Source organism: Pandoraea anhela, from assembly GCF_902459655.1.
GTDB lineage: Bacteria > Pseudomonadota > Gammaproteobacteria > Burkholderiales > Burkholderiaceae > Pandoraea > Pandoraea anhela.
Genome location: NZ_CABPSB010000006.1, coordinates 101,234 through 117,722, shown reverse-complemented (window position 1 = coordinate 117,722; position 16,489 = coordinate 101,234). Strand labels below are relative to the sequence as shown.

Below are 16,489 nucleotides of genomic sequence, written 5' to 3'. Positions count from 1 at the left end.
AAGGTGTGGGGCCGCAGGGGAGGGACGGGTCGTTGTCGGTGCTTATCCTTCCCGTCGGCCCTTGATTTACTTGTGACAGACGTTGCAGGAGCCGTTGCCTTCATCCACGCCGTAGACATCATCGATGTCCTCGGGGCAGGCCTTCACAGGCCGCAAAGGATTAATGGGGATACTCTTGCGCATGCGAACGCGTCGGATCTCGTATTCCGCCTCGATTTCCGCTACGCGTTCCGGCTGCTCCATGTCAACGAGCGATTCGCCCTTTGACCAAGTGAAGGGTGCCCCGTGTTCCAAAGCGTCCTTCTCGAGGGCTTTCGCTTCTTCATACGCTCGCGGGTGTTTATCCCTTAGGCGGACCCACTCGATTTTCTGCTGAAAGAAGCAAAACGTGCAGCCGCTGCGCGAGCGCCATTCATAGTACTTGGGGTAACCGACACCAGAATTCTCCAGAATGTCGATCACAGCTGCTTTGTCGATGCCGGCTTCGCGGAAGGGCAGCTTCACAAACAGATTGTCAGCTTTAGCCGCGTAGCCTTCACGATAGTCTTCGTCCGCCCGTATCGCCACGTACGAAGTGACTACGTCGCCCGACGCCAGCCAAGGCTTCACCCAGTCTTCGAATGGCGCAAGCTTCAACTTTCGTGTGCACCAACGGCTTTGAGGGTTCGGCAAGAAATGGTTGTACTGGCGCAACCAGAATCGGAAGTCACGACCCGGATTGAGTCGCGCGATAGGTTTTCCTAGGTACCCCTCAAGCTTGCCGAGAAATTCGTGAACTTCAGGTAGTTCCTCGCCGGTATCGGTAAAGAAGTAATCAATATCGAGCTCGGGGTGATGGTCACGCATGTAGACCGCCAGCGCGGCACTATCCTTGCCACCGGAAATCCCCAGAACATGACGCTCAGCCATTTGCAGTCTCCTTGTCGATAGACGCTATCTTCATCCCAGCCTTGGCCAGTATTGCCAGCAATATATCGGTTCCTAAACCTTGGCGTTCAAGCATTGAGGCGACTTCGTCAGCCTTGGACTCCACGATCTGACGATGACGGTCCGAGATTGCAAACGAGCGCGAAATTGTCTCAGTATTTGACCCTGCGCCGATGACGACAGCGATGGCTTCGCTGTGTGCCTCGCGACCTTGCACTGCCACAAAAGCCTCAGCTTCGCGGAAACGTCGGGCGAACTTTGTTAGCTCCAAGATGGCCGCGTCGATGTGCCGATCCACCCAATCGCGGGGAGGCTTCTCGGCAGCAAGGCTTAGGATGCCCTCAAGCGAGGCTCTTTCTCCGTCGAAGTTGGCCAAGCGCGTCGCAAACGCATCCAATCTCAAGTCGCCAGAAATGCCAGAGACGGAACGAGCACGTTGGCGCAACGCTTCAAGATCATCCCTGCGCGCGTCGAGTGCCTCCAGCATCTTCCCCTCAACTTCAGCGAGCATTTTTCCATAGGCGCTTGCCAGCTCCTGCAGTGGTGTGCGAAGAGCTTTTACATAGGACTTGCCGTCAGCGGCGTTCAGCAACGATGCCAGGTCGACGAACAGTACCTTGTGCGGATCGCTGGCCTTCACGAGCATGTCGCGCATGGCCTTAGCTGTTTCGCCCAGGCGCTGCGTCCTTCGAGCCCATTCTGGCAGGTTGAAGACCATGGCTACCAAGCCGCGAGCAGCTTCAAGCGGATCGGCTGCGTCCGCACTCTCGCCAATCTCTGCCAGTAGCTTCGCGATGCCATTAAGGATTCGATTCTTGTCCTCGTCGATAGCTACCCAACGCAATGAGAAGCGGTCGGGGTCTTGCAACAATTCGTCGATATCGAAATCTGTGAGTCGAGGCACAAACATCCCGTCCTTGTAGACGGCGATATTGGCCTTATGCGCAAGCATGTATGCCGTGAGGATCACCGGCTGGATTCCCTGCTTCATTCCGAAGGGGGGTGCATTCCACAGTGCGTAGATCTCGTGGGCACCCACTCGGGTTTCGCCGTCCGAGAAGAGTGCACGAGTTTCCTCCCAAAGGGGCTCGAAGCTGCTTGCCGATCCATTGCCCGGCGCAACTAGACGCCACGCGCCGGAGGTATCTTGGCGATGCAGCCCGGTGCTCTTGAGCAGTGTCTCGTAGAGCCCCCGTTCGGCGGGGAAGCCCTCGAAGCCGAGTGCCTCTCGGTCCTCGGAGTCGATCATCGCATGCAGCAGATCACGACGGGCTTTCACGCTGTTGCTAGAAATGCTATCGCGGTTAACCAGTTCGCTCCATACCTCCGGTGGCGCACTGAAAAGCTCGTCGGCGAGCCCAGACGCCACCGGCGATAGCTTCGACCTAGGTTCGACGATGGCGCCCGTCCCGTCGTGCCACTTCGCCAACGACACGGCGGCTTGGAGCTGGTCTTCCAGATTCGCCCGAGTTGCTGCTAGCCGCGCATAGACTTCGCGGCGAGCCACAGCGTCTCCGGACAGCTCATGGCGCTCTTTTACCTGCTCCAATGCCACCAGCTCGGCCGAAAGCTCTGCGATTCGGGCATGATTCTCAGGAATGCCGACCAGCACTGGCCATGGACGGAGCTTCGAACACGCTTGCGCACGAAGGCTAGCGGTCCGTGGACTCATACCCTTGTCGGGCAGGGCTAGGATAAATGTTCCGAACTCGCCCTTACGTGGGCGGAAGTCGGTGGAGATCTTCTCGGCCTGCTCGATGCTGCACAGAGTCAGCTCCATCCAACGCATGGAGCCCGTCTCGTGGTAGTGGCGCTTGGCGACTACCGGATGTAATCCCATGAGCTGCGCGAGGCGTGCGTAGTCAACGCCAGGCGAGGCGGCTAGAGATTGCGCGATGGCCTGGTCAATGTCGAAATCGCTGCCTTCGAAGACCGACCAGGCGCCGGTATAGCTTTTGTAAAGGGCGATTTTGAGAGCGGAGAGCTGCTGCAGCGCGTTGTCAAGTTCCTCTTGTGTCTTGTCGTAAAAGAGCACCTTGATCACGGCAGCGTCGGCCGCTAAGCCAGAACCGGCACGGAAGAGGTCGATGATCGCGATGTTCTTAATCAGACTCACCAGCAGCGGATCACCTGTCTTAGCCTCGGCTCGCTCGATCGCTTCGACCGCTTGCGACCAACGATGACCGTCAGGGGACGCGAGAATGGCAGGCTCAAGATTTGAGTGAAGGTAGTCCCAGTAGTCGCTGGGGCGATACCAAGTTGCTTCACTGACAAGGGTCGAGTTCAGATAGGAACGAAAGCCATACGGCTCAACTGATGACAGGAAACCAAATGTGCTGCGCTCGTTCTGCCCGAATTGTCGTTTGGAGATTGGCCCAAGTAGCGCTGCCATGGCCGGATGTAGCGGCCAACAGCCGGCCAACGCGTTGGCGAAGCCTTGCCCAGCAGCGGGGCGGCGCGAGCGGATAGCGTCGGCGATCGCCTTTGATGTCTCGGGAATCCAGTCCGGCCGCCGCTCGGTTTCGATCGCGCGACCGATAAGTTCTACAATTTCGTCGCTGGCTGCTACGAAAGGCAGGTCTACATAGCGGCCCTGTACCTTAGCCCAATCGTCACGAGTGTCGATGCCAAGCCGAGCGGAATATTGCGCGAAGGATTGATGCAGTACGCCGACTACCACCAAACGACCGTCTGAGCGTGCGGCCGCTTCGGCGAGTTCTTGGAAAAAATAGACATCGTCCCCCGAACCTAGCGCTGAGGCTTCCAGGAACTTTCCCATTTCGTCGATGAGGACCAGCACACCGTCATGTGGACGGCTCTGCGCTTCCACGAGCAATTCGGCGATAAGGGTTTGGCTGTTAGGCTTGTTGCGGCCGTCCACTGTCTTACCCTGCGCTTGCCGAAGGGCTGCGTTAAGTGCAGCGACGACGCTCCCGCGTCGTCCCACGGCCGGCACGATCAACCATCCTTTGCGGACCGGGAAGGCCCTGTCGAAGGCGGGCTTGGAATTCAAGTGCAAAGCTTCTCGCGCTTTCACCCGAAGGTTCTTGTCGGGATGTAGCGCACTTGCCAGCGCGACGGCCAGCGAGCTCTTACCTCCGCCAAAGGGGCCGGTCCAAGTAAAGCTGCGTTGGTTGGTCCCCGAGAGTTGTACGCACATGCTATCGACCACGGCGCCAGCCGTGGCATGGCAGATGTAGCCGGAGAGGGCGTCTACACGTCCAATGTCGGCGTCGACGCGGATAGAGCGCTGATATTGGCGCGAAATTTGGACGATGTCCGACAGAACCACTTGCTTTTTGTCAGTCATAAGCGCGTCTGATCATGTTTTTGTGGTCGTCCTTCGTCAGGTCCTTTCGGTGGACCTGGCGAAGGCCGGCAGAGTCGGTCCACTCGAGTTTGCGATTGGTGAAGTCCGAGAGCGCGATCAGCCGTTGGGCGATCGACTCCTCGTCAAGTTTGAAAACGCGACCGGGGGAGCCATCAGCGTAAGCAATGGTCTCAAAAGCTAGCGAACTTTGCCCACCCGCTTCGCGGTTCCAAAAATCGACTAAGGCGTAGGCAAAGATGCCGTCATGCAAAGAAGCTTTAGGGCCGCGTCGAAATGCATATTGGCCTTTGTGAATCTCTTGCAGCAGACCTAGCTCGCCTAGCAATGGTTCGGCGAAATCCTCCGGCGACCCTCCAGCCACACGCGGCGCATAGCTACGCAAACATGTCTCCAAGTCTCTAGACAGCGTCGACGCGGAAAGGCGATGTTTGGGGTCAAGTTGGCGCGCATAGCGCGCCAACGGCTCTTCGAGCTCCTGGCGCGTAAACGACGGAGCTGTGACGTGATTGAACAACCAATACCAAGTCGTCGAGCGATAGCATCGACCCGCAAGTTGCCAATGTGCAAGCCATGCCGATGACGGGTTCTCGGCATAGGGATCAAGTCCACTGTCTTTTAGAATTTCGTAGGCAAGACTGCTCATTTTGAAATGATCGCCTGCCTCGGACATGACACCGCAAGCTAACGCCCAATGCCGAATCGAGGCCACCATGTTTTTGCCAACCCCAAAGGTCGCAATAGCGTTGCCATCGGTGAAGACAGTCTTGCTAATTTGGCCGTCGATTGCTTCATGGCAAACCTTCTTGAGCCACATCTGACGCAATGGAAACGTCTCGTGGCCGGAGAAGTGAGCGGGCGTGGTTTTTGGAGCGCTTTGGTCGGGCATCATGCTCGTCATTTTAGCCGAACTGGTGGAATTCACCAGTTCGGTCGAATAGTAGGTAGATAGGTCTTTTAAATTGCTGCTGAAATTCAGTAGTTGTTCTCTTCGTGAGACGCATCGACTCATTCGAGCGCAATGCTGACAAAAAAATCGGGGCGCGTGAAGGGTGGCAACTGGAGAAGTTGTTAGGCCGTGCGAGCCTTCGGCGTTGCGCTCAGGCGAATCTGCGATTTGCTTTGGCAATGTCGGCACGCAACTAACGGAGGACAATGTGCCGTTGGTCAGATGGAGAGTGAGAGCCGCAGTTCAGTTGGGCGCAGGCGAGATGTAAAAAACGGCGCGGCGATCGGGTGAAAATCCTAGCGGCTCGTTTCGGCCACGGACTGCGTTAATGCGCCTTGGATTTATGGTTGAGTCTATCGGCGTAGTGCGCAACCGCAAATGCGTGCGCGAAATAGCGGAGAAGCTTCGCGACAGCTAAGTAGGGGAGTGGGTGGGCGCTATTGTCGGAACCACCGCTACCGAGATCTGCGCCGGATAGGAACGCCTCAAGCAAATTTTGGCAGTTGAGGCCTTCGGTGACGTGGATCGTCGCAGCCTTCATGTCTCTGACTTCCTCACTATTCCTTTCATGTCCTGTCTTTAGTAGATCGAGATAATTAGCCCACGCCTGCATCATTTTGACTCGGTCATCAAGGAATCTCGTCCTGTTGTAAGCAGTGCCAAGAATATCCGGTACTCGGTGCGCAAGTTGATGCTCTATCACTTCCGCCGGAAAGCGAAGGCGCTCATGAAGAATCGTTCTTGCCATAGCGCGAAAGCCATGGCCAGTGATCTCGGTTTGTGTATCAAATCCTAGTCGCTGTAATGCGGCGTTTATTGCCGCTGCGCTCATTGGCTTCCTGCGATCTCGGCCAGGAAACACGAATCGCCAGTTTCCAGTAAGGCCATGCAGCTTTCTCAGGATTTCTACAGCCTGAGTCGCGAGTGGGACAAGATGTTCCGTTTTTGTTTTCGACACGACGTAGCGCCACTCGCGACGATCTAGATCAAACTGTGACCATTCCGCCTGACGCAGCTCCCCGGGGCGGACGAACAGCAGAGGCGCTAGTCGCAATGCGGCGCCAACAACGAACGTGCCGGCGAATCCGTCTAGCGCCCGCAACATTTCACCCACTTTGTGAGGGTCGGTAAGAGCAGCGAAATGCGTGTGTGTATTGGGCCGCAAAGCGCCGCGGAGATCAACGCTCACGTCTCGCATCGCACGACCAGTTGCAACCGCATAACGGAAAATTTGCCCACAAGTTTGATGGAGCCGATGTGCGGTGTCGTTTGCGCCACGCGATTCGGCACGGCGCAACACTGCGAGAACTTCTGGCGCAGTTATCTCTGCTATCGGGCGCGGCCCCAGCAAGGGAAACGCATCTTTCACGAGGCGCCCCATAATTTTTTCCGAGTGGCTGTCGGTCCATCCTGGCGCTTGTCTCTCAAACCATTCCAGCGCAACGACCCTGAATGTATTGGCTGAGCTCAATTGGGCGAGGCGTTTTTTCTCCTTCTTGGCTTGGCTGGGATCGATCCCATCAGCCAGCATGGCCCGTGCTTCGTCCCGCTTCCCGCGTGCGTGAGCTAGCGTTACGTCCGGATAAACACCAAACGACAGCCTTTTTTCGCGAGCATTGAATCGATACTTTAAGCGCCAGTATTTTCCGCCTGTGGGCGCAACTTCAAGATACATACCGCGACCATCATAGATCCGGTATGTTTTTTCCCGTGGCGTTGCACGTCGAACTTCCAGATCGGTAAGAGGCATGATGGACCTCAATATATGGCTGAACACTAACCCTTCGGTTGATGTTCAGCCGATGTGCTGGTGCGTAGACCATCACTTTGACGGTCCGAACTCAATCTGTGCCTGCTCAAGCATCCAGGCCTCAATCTTGTCGTGCCATACACGTAGCAGGTCGAGAGGACGGCGGCGATAGTGCTTCTCAGCAAGCGCGGACGGCTTGTGCCCTTGGATTTGAGCGACGACACCGACCGGAACCTCAACCCACTCTGAAAGCGTGCCAAAGGAGCGGCGTAGACCATGCAGGGAAAGGTGAGGTAAACCCGTCGAGGTCAACGCTCGATTGTGCGCATGACGCGGCTCGGCTATCTTGCCGTCCGATGCAGTTTTGCTGGCGAACACCCACTCGGAAGGCTCCCATTGTTCCCCTCTTTCTGAGAGTCGAGCGGCTTGGCGTCTATTTGGGGGCATCTCGTTGAGGCGCTGAAGGTGACGCAGTAGGCCCGCTAAGTATGGGGTGAGTGGAATAGTTCGACCACCTGTACCTTCCACCTTGTCGTTCATCGTTAGGCTCCTCCATCGGAAGTCCACGTCATCCCAGCGCAATGCGGCGAGTTCCTCCCGGCGGGCTCCTGTGATCAGGAGGCCCTGCAGGTACGCACTGATGACCGGATTCGCGATGCCACGCACGGCGCTAAACCAAACGGAAAGCTGCTCCCGCTGTAGGCAGTCGTCCTTTGCCGCGCTGCGCGGGAGAATACCTTTGACCTTCGGCGACGAATAGGCGTCGTGGGGAATGATGCCCGCGTATGCCTCGTCACTGTCACACCATCGAATGAACGCTTTGAACAGACCGAATGCATGACCGGCATTTGTCGGTCCTCGGGGTATCTCAGCCTCGAGCCACTCGGACATGGACGTCGCCGTGATCTCGGTCAACCGCAGCGGCATGAGCGGGGCCAATGGCCCACGCACCTTTTCTTTGCCGCCGCGCTTCGCAATACCGCCGCCCGGCGAGGAGAGGTTGATGTGATCGAGGATGTATCTCTCGGACCGCGGCTTTTTCGTTTTGGGGGAAATCTTCGTTCGCAGATGCTCCAAATAATGCTGCCATGCTTCGCCAACAGTCGCGTCCTGACGGCGCTTCGCTGCCTGGCGGGCTTCGTGTTCGGCCCTCTGCTCGGCCTCTCGCTCGCGCGGATCAACTCCGCCGTCGATGAGCGTCTGGAGAGCGCGAGCGCGCTCTTGAGCCTTGTCGATCGTCCAGCTTCTCGGATCGCCGATCGTCATCCGAACCGTCGAGCCATGGATCTTCCCTTGATAGATATAAGCCTTGGCTCCGCTGGGTGTTGCTCGCAAGCCAAGCCCGGGCGTCTTGCTGTCCCAAAGAAATGACTGCGACTTACCCCCTTCGCAGCGATGCGCCTCTACACGAGCCGCAGTGAAGTTGACCTTCGCCACCCAACCCCCTTGCCCATAAGTCGGCGATTTCGTGTAACCGCCATGTAACCAGATTATGCGCCAGCGAGGGAATCTCGATCAACAGCAATGAGGGGCGATTTCAGTAAAAATCGTTTAAATTCATAAACGTGCATGTTTCGATAAACGTGAATCAATTTCGATCAATGTCGACTTGCTCGCATTCGCAATGCGAAGGTCGGGAGTTCGATCCTCCTCCGCTCCACCAGCTTGACCCATGGCACAACCCCGGCCTCGCCCGGAGGCACGCATAAACCCCGCCAAGCCTACGGCTCGCGGGGTTTTTTGTTTTTCGCTTTCGACATCCGATCGGCAGCCACCCGTCAGGGGGCTTGGCGCTACCGATCCATGCAACGAGTCACGGCGTCGGTCAGCGCCTGCACGATGTGAGCCTGTTGTTCCGCCGTCAGCCCGATCCACATCGGAAGACGGATCAGCCGAGCGGCATGGCCATCGGTGATCGGAAGCGCGGCCGCGGCGCGGCCGACTTTGACGCCCGCCGGCGCGGAGTGCAGGGGCACATAGTGGAATACGGCATGCACGCCGACCGACTTCAAGTGTGCCAGGACCCGGTCGCGGTTGATCTCCGGTGCGAGCAGTACGTAGTACATGTGCCCGTTGTGCTCGCAGTCCGCCGGAATCACCGGACGGCGGATGGCGCCTCGACGCTCGAGCGCAGCGAGTGACGCGTGGTACGTATCCCACAACGCCAGCCTGCGCCGGGTTAGCGACTCCGCCTGCTCCAACTGCGCCCACAGGAAGGCCGCCGTGATTTCACCCGGCAGGAACGACGAACCTATCGACTGCCACGTGTACTTATCGACTTCGCCGCGGAAAAAGCGACTCCGGTCCGTTCCCTTCTCTCGGATGATCTCGGCCTGTTGCGCCAAGTCGGTGCGATTGACCAGCAACGCACCGCCCTCCCCGCTGATGACATTTTTCGTCTCGTGGAAGCTGAATGCACCAATGTCGCCGATGGCGCCCAACTCACGCCCCTTGTAACGCGACAGTACACCTTGGGCTGCGTCCTCTACGACTTTGAGTCCATGCCTGGCGGCAATCGCCAGCAACGTGTCCATCTCACACGACACGCCGGCGTAATGCACCACGACGATCGCCCGCGTTCGCGGCGTGATGGCAGCCTCCACCAGCGTCTCGTCGAGATTGAGTGTGTCCTCGCGAATGTCGACGAACACCGGCGTGGCGCCGCGTAGCGCGAAGGCATTCGCCGTGGACACGAAGGTGTAGGACGGCATGATGATTTCGTCGCCGGGCTGCAGGTCGAGCAGCAGGGCCGCCATTTCCAAAGCCGCAGTACACGAGTGCGTGAGCAGCACCTGATGGCTGGTCGTCTGCGCTCTGAGCCACTGCTGACAGCGCGCCGTGAACGGCCCGTCACCGGCGAGCTTGCCGAGCGTGTGCGCCTGCGCGATGTACGTTAGCTCGTTGCCCGTCATGTACGGTCGATTGAACGGTATGGCGTGGGGAAGAGTCGGGTTCATGCGGATATTGGTAAATATCACGAGGTCTTCTGCGCGACGATCAGCAGCGAGCCACCAAAAGGAAAGCGTACACCAAGTTGAATCATGCCAAATTCGAGCGCCATGACGGCCCCCATGATCGCGTTGACCGGGGGACTCAAACGCAGGTCCGCCGTCATGTCGTATTCGGCGTCATCGATACGCGATCGTTTGCGAGACGCCAGCATCGCCGGAAAAAGCAATGAGACGAACGACGTGGCCAGCGTCACCCGGAACCCGTTGCGCTCCAGTTTGGCGCGAATGTCGGCACGCGTGTAGCGACGCACGTGGCATACCTGCTCGTCTTGCTGACTCCACAGGAAGGGATGCTGCGGGACAGTCAGTAACAGCGTGCCCTTCGACTTGAGCGCCCGATGCAGCTCACGCATGACCGCTTCGTCTTCCTCGATATGCTCGAGTACGTCGAAACTCCCGATGACGTCGAACTCATCGGCAAAGGCGAAGGAGCGTGCATCCATTTGATAGAACGACGCTGACGGCAGACGTGTCGCGGCGAACGACAACGCTGTCGAATAAATCTCCGTGGCCGAAAATTTCACGTCGGGGTAAGCACGCGCCAGACCAGCAAGCACATAACCGGTGCCGCATCCTACTTCGCAGAACGTGGTGCCGGCGCGCATGAAGGGCCGCGCCGCCCAGGAGATGATCCGGTTGCGGGCGCGGAACCAGAAGTTGCGCTCTTCGACTTCCGCGAGCGGGAGAAAATGCTCGGCCCGGAAGCCACTGTTGGCCGAGGCGAGCGCGGGCGCCAATTCCAGCACCTCGCCCACCCGACGTGGCGTCGCGCCGCAAACCGAGCAATTCCATGACGCGTCGACACCGAGATCGCCGCAATTCGGACAGCGTTTCATTGACAGTCAGACCGAGATAGACCGGCTTCGGAAGACCCAAAACCGTTGTGCCAGGAACATGAAGATTGCAACCACCACGACCATGACGGCTTGCACCACGCGATGCGGAAAACCTTCGACGTCGACCAGCAACAGCATTGCCGTCAGGTTGATGCCGTAGGCCGCCACATAGGCAATCACGTAACGCAGCATGGCACCGCCGCCCGGCCCGCGATAGGCGAACGACCACCGCTTGTTGAACACGAACGTCTGGATCACGCCCAGCGCGAATACTGCCGTCATCGCGACGGTATGCTGTACACCGAGACTCGTCGCGATCACGTAGAGCCCATACAGCACCACGTTCGAGACGAGTCCGACGATACCGAAGCGTACGATTTGCCGGGTGAGCGCCATTTGCCGAAAGTTAGATATCGCAGGCAGGCGCATCGCTGAATGCGGATTCCCGCTGCGTGCCGCACGTTGCGACCGCATTACCCATGTGCCATCACGCAAAGCGCGAGCGAAACTTCGTCAGCGGCAGTAGCGACGCACCGCTCGCGACATCCGTCAGCTCGACGATTTTCAACAGACCCTGCCCGCAAACGACCACGGGCAAGCCGTTGTCGATGCGAATGACTTTGCCTGGGGTACGGTTTTCGATCGGCACATCCGGCAGGGCTTGCGCGTGTCCGACGCGGGCCAGCACGCCGTTCACCAGCGTTCGGGCACCTGCATACGGACTGCCCAGCGCATCGATGTGACGCACGAGCCGCGTGGCGTCGCCATGCCAGTCGATCCGGTAGTCCTCTTCGTCGCGCCACAGGCTGTAGGTGGCGGCGGCGTCGTCCTGTGGCACGCCCTGTAGCGGGGTGCCTTGCGCCAACTGAGGGAACACGGCGAGCGCGGCGTCGCGATAGCACGCGCAAATGTCGTCGATGGCGCGCGCGATCGTGCAGGGATAGGCGAGCGCCATGGACGCCTGCGCAAGCACCGGCCCGGCATCGTATTCCGATGCCCCCAGCAGTGCAGTCACCCCCACGCGATCGTCGCCGTTGATCAGGGCGCTCACGAGCGGATTGAAGCCGCGGTAGCGGGGCAGGAGCGAATCGTGAAAGACGATGAGCCGGTCTTCAGGAAAGTCGATCATCCAGCGCCAGCCAACGGCCATCGCGTAGTCGGTGTCGATCTCGCGGTGCTGGCTGCGCTCGGTCCAAGCAATGCCGTGACGCTCGCACAGTGCGATGGTCTGCGCGGCGTAGTCGTCGTCGAGCGTAGCGTCGCGACCGACGACCACCTTCGCAAACAGATCCCGGAAGGTGTCCACCGTGTCGGCGAGAAGTTGATACCCCTTGCGGGTCATCAGAAACAGAGTCAGCGTACTCACGAAGCGTTCACCGGTTTGTCGTGGCCAGCAGAGGGGCGGGACGTCGTTTCCGCGACCGAGTAGACGGGTTTGTCCATGCTGCGGAAATACATGCGTGCAAGATACTCGCCGATCATGCCGAGCGCGAACAACTGTGCGCCGGCGAACACCGTGATGATCGAGGCGATGAAATAGAAGCCGGGCACGACACGACCGTACATGGCGAATTGCTGGAAGATGTAGCCGAGCAACACGATGCCAAGGAGTACACAGCCGAAGCCGATGAAGCTGGCGAGCTGCAGCGGGACCGTGCTGAAGCCGGTGATCATGTTCATCGCATGGGTGAACAGCTTCCAGACACTGTAGTTGGACACGCCGATACGTCGCGGTTCGTGACGCACTTTCAGGTGTGTGAAGCGTGTTGTCCCCCAGGTCAGCAACACGTCGATGGATACCAGCGGGCTGCTGTAATCCGCGAATGCGTTGCGCAGCGACGTGCGGAACACGCGAAAGGCGCTCACATGGCGCGCGGTTTGCGCACCCATCGCGTTCATCAGCGCAATTTTGGTGACGACCGAGGCCGTATCGCGCCAGAAGCTGTGCTGCTCACGCTCAGGTGCACCGTAAACCACGTCGAAGTCGCCTCGTCGGAGTTCGTCCAGCAGGCGGGGGATTTCTTCGGGCGGATGTTGGAGGTCGTCGTCGAGCGTGACGATCAGGGGATGCACGGCTGCGCGAATGCCACACAGCAAGGCATTGTGCTGCCCGTAGTTACGGCTCATGCGAATGCCGCGCACGCGTGAATCTGTGGCGGCAAGCGAAGTGATGACGTCCCAGGTGCCGTCGTTGCCACCGTCTTCCACGAGAATAATTTCATGCGCCGGAGAGAGGATCTCAAGCACGGCGGTCAATCGCTCATGCAGGAGAGGCAGCGAAGCGGCCGATCGATAGACCGGCACGACGACGGACAACGCTTCGCTTTCGGCGAGGCTCACCGGGCCGAGAGACGCCATGTATTCCAATTCCTGAAATTTATGAAAAGGAGGCGATCGAACAAGTCGTGAACTGACGATTCCTGAGCGCTTATGCGGGGCAACCTTAACCGTGTGGTCGAGTCCTCCCGATCGGGCCGAAGTATCTCATATTCCATATTCGGCGTGACGTGCATCGTGCTCCGCCGAGTATTATATGCTCCGTGTTTTGCCGCCCCGGCGGCCTTGTCGCATGCCAGGGGGACGCGCGCCGGCATGCGTTTGCTTACCCTTCATGAAGACCGAATGAACATCCGAAGTCATCGCTGCCTGGCGCCGTTGCTGCTGGTCGTGCTCGTTGTCGTCTGTCACTTCCCGCTCTTGCTCAACAACGGCGCCTACTGGGACGGCTCGTTGATCTACGGGCTTTATCAGGACCACAACGCAGCTCAGCTCTTTGCGATGTTCCGGGAGAACGGTCTCCCGTGGCTCGCTTATCTGCATCGGTTGATGTGGTTCGCGCCGAACGTATTGCTGGCGTACAAGGTAACGGCTTTTCTTTCGATCCTCGTCGCGACCCTGATGGTGTACTCCGTGGCACGCCGCACGCACGTGCTGTCGGATGGTGAAGGCGTGATTGCCGCGGCGATCTTCTGCTCATACACCGCCTATCAGATGTATTTCGAGCTGATCACGCTGCCTTATGTCGTTTGTTATGCGCTATTTCTGACGGCGTGGCGTCTTGCCATGGCGCCGCCTTCGGGAAAGGTGGCCCGCTTCGTTGCCCGACTGGCCGCGCTGGCGATGTTCTTCGTCAGCTTCCTGACGGTGTCTTTGGTCGCATTTTATGGCGTGGCGCTCCTGGTGCTGCTATGGCATCGCCGCCACGAATGGCTGGACAGGCGTCCGCTCGTCGCGCTGCTTCGTCTTGGCCGGTTTGCCGACTATCTCCTGGTGCCGGTTTTGTTCGTCGGCATCAAGTTCGTTTTCTGGAAGACTTTCGGCCTGTACGCAACATACAACCAGATCGAAATCATGCCGCAGACGTGGCCGGCGGCGTTTTCTCAATTCGCGCAGATCACGTTATTCGGACCGTTCGAGAGCGCTTGGGCGTTGCTGTCCACGAACATGACCGCTTTCGTGGCGTGGTCTGTCTGCACGGCGTTGGCAGGATACGGGACGCTGCGGTTCGTGAGAGCGCAACGCGGGTTGACATCAACACGGGCGTATCTGCCCGGTACGCTCGGACTGGTCGTCTTTTGCGTGCTGTTTTTCGTCGCGGCAGCGTTTCCCTACGTTGTGGTCGGCAAGTTGCCGTCCACCTTTGGATGGGACACGCGTCATGCGCTGCTGGTGAATCTGCCGGTCGCTCTGGCGGGCGTGCTGCTCGGGCGCGTGCTCGGCGGGTTACTGCCGGTTCGCAGCGGGGGTGCCGTGCAAGGCGCATTGCTCGCCGCGCTGATCGGTGCATTCGTGGTGAGCACGTGGAACATCTATCTCACTTGGGAACTGCGTTGGATCAAGGACGCTTCGACGATCGTCAATCTGCGCTCGTTGCCGCGTGAGCCTATCGAGCGTTCGTCGATGATCTGGGTGGACGACGACACCGCGCGTTGGCACGAGAAATATGTCTATTACGAATACGCCAGCATTTTCAGATCGGCCTGGCATGAGGAGCGTCGTTTCGGGAATCCCGCCGACGAACCGCTCGATGTGGTGGCGTTCGCGGGGACGCTGCCGCTATCGCGCTATCTCCTCAAGGATCTGAATCTTGCTGCCGTTCGCGACTGTCGTGTCACATTACATGTGCGTTTCACGCCGGACGCATCGCACGATTTATCGGTCGTCGCCCGGTACTATCGGACCCTCTGGTTCCGGCACGAGAACATCGACGCTTTTCTCGCGCCGCTCACGCGCCTTAGCCTTTCCGATTTCTCGTGTTCGGCTGATCGCTACGCGCGTGTCGTAGCCGATCTCACGGTCATTCGCAACGCTTTGAACGCGTATTACGCCGATAATGGCGCGTATCCAGTGGCGGAAGTCAGCGTGAACGATGCTTCGCATCCGCCCCGGGATCGCTGGATTCCGGGACTCGTTCCCAAGTATCTGGCGGTGGTGCCGACCGATCCGCGCGGGCTGTCTGCCGCCAATCACCAGTACCTGTACATGTCGAACGGCCGGGATTACAAAATCATTGCACACGGGGCGGAAGACGCGGCGTACGGTCGCAAGGCGAGGCCCGATCTGGTCGACCCGCTACGGCCCGAACATGCGTTCGGTTTCTGGAGTCCCGGCTTCGCCAACCACTAGCGATTGAGAGGCGGGGTCGGCGACGGTGCCTGTCCCGCGATGTCCAGAACGAGTCACCGACCCCCGACCGACCCCCGACCGTGTCCACGAACGTCCCTTCGAAAGCCCCCGCGAAAGTCCCTGCGAAAGCCACGTCAGGCGCGTCGAACCCGATGCGCGGCATCGGCTGGCTTCTTCTCTCGCAATTGCTGCTCGTTTCGATGGACGCCACGGCAAAAGCCTTGTCTTTGAGTATCGCCGTGCCGCTGCTCGTATGGGCGCGCTATGCCGTGCATCTGGTGCTGATGGTGGTGGTTTTCGCGCCGTCGCGCGGCGGGTCGATCATGCGCACGAAACATCCGGGCGCACAGGTGGTGCGCGGCCTGCTGCTGCTGGGCACCAGCCTTTCGGGACTCATTGCGCTGCGTATCCTGCCGATGGCGGAGACGGCCGGTCTCGCGTTCATGTCGCCCTTGATCGCAACGATGCTCGCGGGGCCGCTGCTCGGCGAGAAGGTCGGACGTCTGGGCTGGTGCGCAATTCTCGTCGGCGCATCCGGCGCCGTACTGATCTCGCGGCCAAGCAGCCATCTGCCGCTCGAGGGCGTGCTGCTGGTGCTGCTGTCCGCCGTCTCCTTCAGCTTCTACCAGATTCTCACCCGCAAACTCAGTCACGTGGAAGACAGCATCACCATGCTGTTCTACACCGCGCTGGTGGGCACCGTCTGTCTGAGCTTTGCCTTGCCGTGGATACCGCTGGAAACGATGCCGACGCTACCGCAGACGCTGGGTATTGTGTCGCTGGGCATCTACGCAGGGATCGGCCATTTCTGCGTGATCCACGCATTTCGTCATGCGCCCGTGTCGACATTGACGCCGTTCATGTACGTGCAGTTGGTGTGGGCCGCGCTGCTCGGCTGGTTCATCTTCGGCCATTTCCCCGATGGCCTGAGCATCGTGGGCATGCTCATCATTGTGGGGGGTGGACTGCTGCTGTCGTTCGCCCGCACGCGACGGGCGGCGATGAGCGCCGCGCCCGCAGCGCCTCAGCCCCGCGAGATGTCGCAAACGCATTGACCGAGCG

The 16,489-nt window shown here is 59.2% G+C and carries 12 protein-coding genes; 2 read left to right on the top strand and 10 right to left on the bottom strand.

The genetic code is table 11. The features are described from left to right. Positions 1-66 precede the first annotated feature (66 nt). From PAN31108_RS10790 to PAN31108_RS10745, 10 genes are all read right to left on the bottom strand, one after another. The gene (locus tag PAN31108_RS10790; protein ID WP_150668863.1) at positions 67-909 is read right to left on the bottom strand and encodes a phosphoadenosine phosphosulfate reductase family protein; all 843 of its coding nucleotides are present in this window, start codon (positions 907-909) and stop codon (positions 67-69) included. Next, entirely contained in the window at positions 902-4,237 is a 3,336-nt protein-coding gene (locus PAN31108_RS10785) for an ATP-binding protein (protein WP_150668862.1), read from the bottom strand. Before PAN31108_RS10785 ends, PAN31108_RS10790 begins: the two co-directional genes overlap by 8 nt. Then, entirely contained in the window at positions 4,230-5,393 is a 1,164-nt protein-coding gene (locus PAN31108_RS10780; protein ID WP_246183887.1) for a DUF4007 family protein, read from the bottom strand. The genes PAN31108_RS10785 and PAN31108_RS10780 overlap by 8 nt, the downstream gene beginning before the upstream one ends. A 136-nt stretch (positions 5,394-5,529) precedes the next feature. Further along, positions 5,530-6,954 (bottom strand): tyrosine-type recombinase/integrase, encoded by a 1,425-nt coding sequence (locus PAN31108_RS10775; RefSeq protein WP_306440141.1) that lies wholly within the window; start codon positions 6,952-6,954, stop codon positions 5,530-5,532. Between the two features lie 72 nt (positions 6,955-7,026). After that, a complete protein-coding gene (locus PAN31108_RS10770; RefSeq protein ID WP_150668861.1) occupies positions 7,027-8,391 on the bottom strand; it encodes a tyrosine-type recombinase/integrase in 1,365 nt (454 codons plus the stop codon). Between the two features lie 356 nt (positions 8,392-8,747). Continuing rightward, positions 8,748-9,911 carry a dTDP-4-amino-4,6-dideoxygalactose transaminase gene (gene rffA, locus PAN31108_RS10765; RefSeq protein ID WP_150668860.1) on the bottom strand — a complete coding sequence of 388 codons (1,164 nt, stop codon included), beginning with the start codon at positions 9,909-9,911 and terminating at the stop codon, positions 8,748-8,750. 17 nt (positions 9,912-9,928) lie between these two features. After that, the gene (locus PAN31108_RS10760) at positions 9,929-10,801 is read right to left on the bottom strand and encodes a class I SAM-dependent methyltransferase (protein WP_150668859.1); all 873 of its coding nucleotides are present in this window, start codon (positions 10,799-10,801) and stop codon (positions 9,929-9,931) included. Between the two features lie 6 nt (positions 10,802-10,807). Then, positions 10,808-11,197: a GtrA family protein gene (locus tag PAN31108_RS10755; protein WP_150668858.1), complete on the bottom strand. Its 390-nt coding sequence runs from the start codon at positions 11,195-11,197 to the stop codon at positions 10,808-10,810. A 91-nt stretch (positions 11,198-11,288) separates the two neighbouring features. Then, the gene (locus PAN31108_RS10750; RefSeq protein ID WP_150668857.1) at positions 11,289-12,167 is read right to left on the bottom strand and encodes a methionyl-tRNA formyltransferase; all 879 of its coding nucleotides are present in this window, start codon (positions 12,165-12,167) and stop codon (positions 11,289-11,291) included. Further along, a complete protein-coding gene (locus PAN31108_RS10745; protein WP_150668856.1) occupies positions 12,164-13,159 on the bottom strand; it encodes a glycosyltransferase family 2 protein in 996 nt (331 codons plus the stop codon). Before PAN31108_RS10745 ends, PAN31108_RS10750 begins: the two co-directional genes overlap by 4 nt. Before the next feature lie 264 nt (positions 13,160-13,423). On the opposite strand from PAN31108_RS10745, the gene PAN31108_RS10740 reads away from it, so the two are divergent. Then, the gene (locus PAN31108_RS10740; RefSeq protein WP_174994926.1) at positions 13,424-15,427 is read left to right on the top strand and encodes a type II secretion system protein GspG; all 2,004 of its coding nucleotides are present in this window, start codon (positions 13,424-13,426) and stop codon (positions 15,425-15,427) included. Between the two features lie 80 nt (positions 15,428-15,507). Further along, complete coding sequence (locus tag PAN31108_RS10735) at positions 15,508-16,482, top strand: DMT family transporter (protein WP_217426297.1); 975 nt, start codon at positions 15,508-15,510, stop codon at positions 16,480-16,482. The last annotated feature ends 7 nt before the right edge of the window (positions 16,483-16,489 follow it).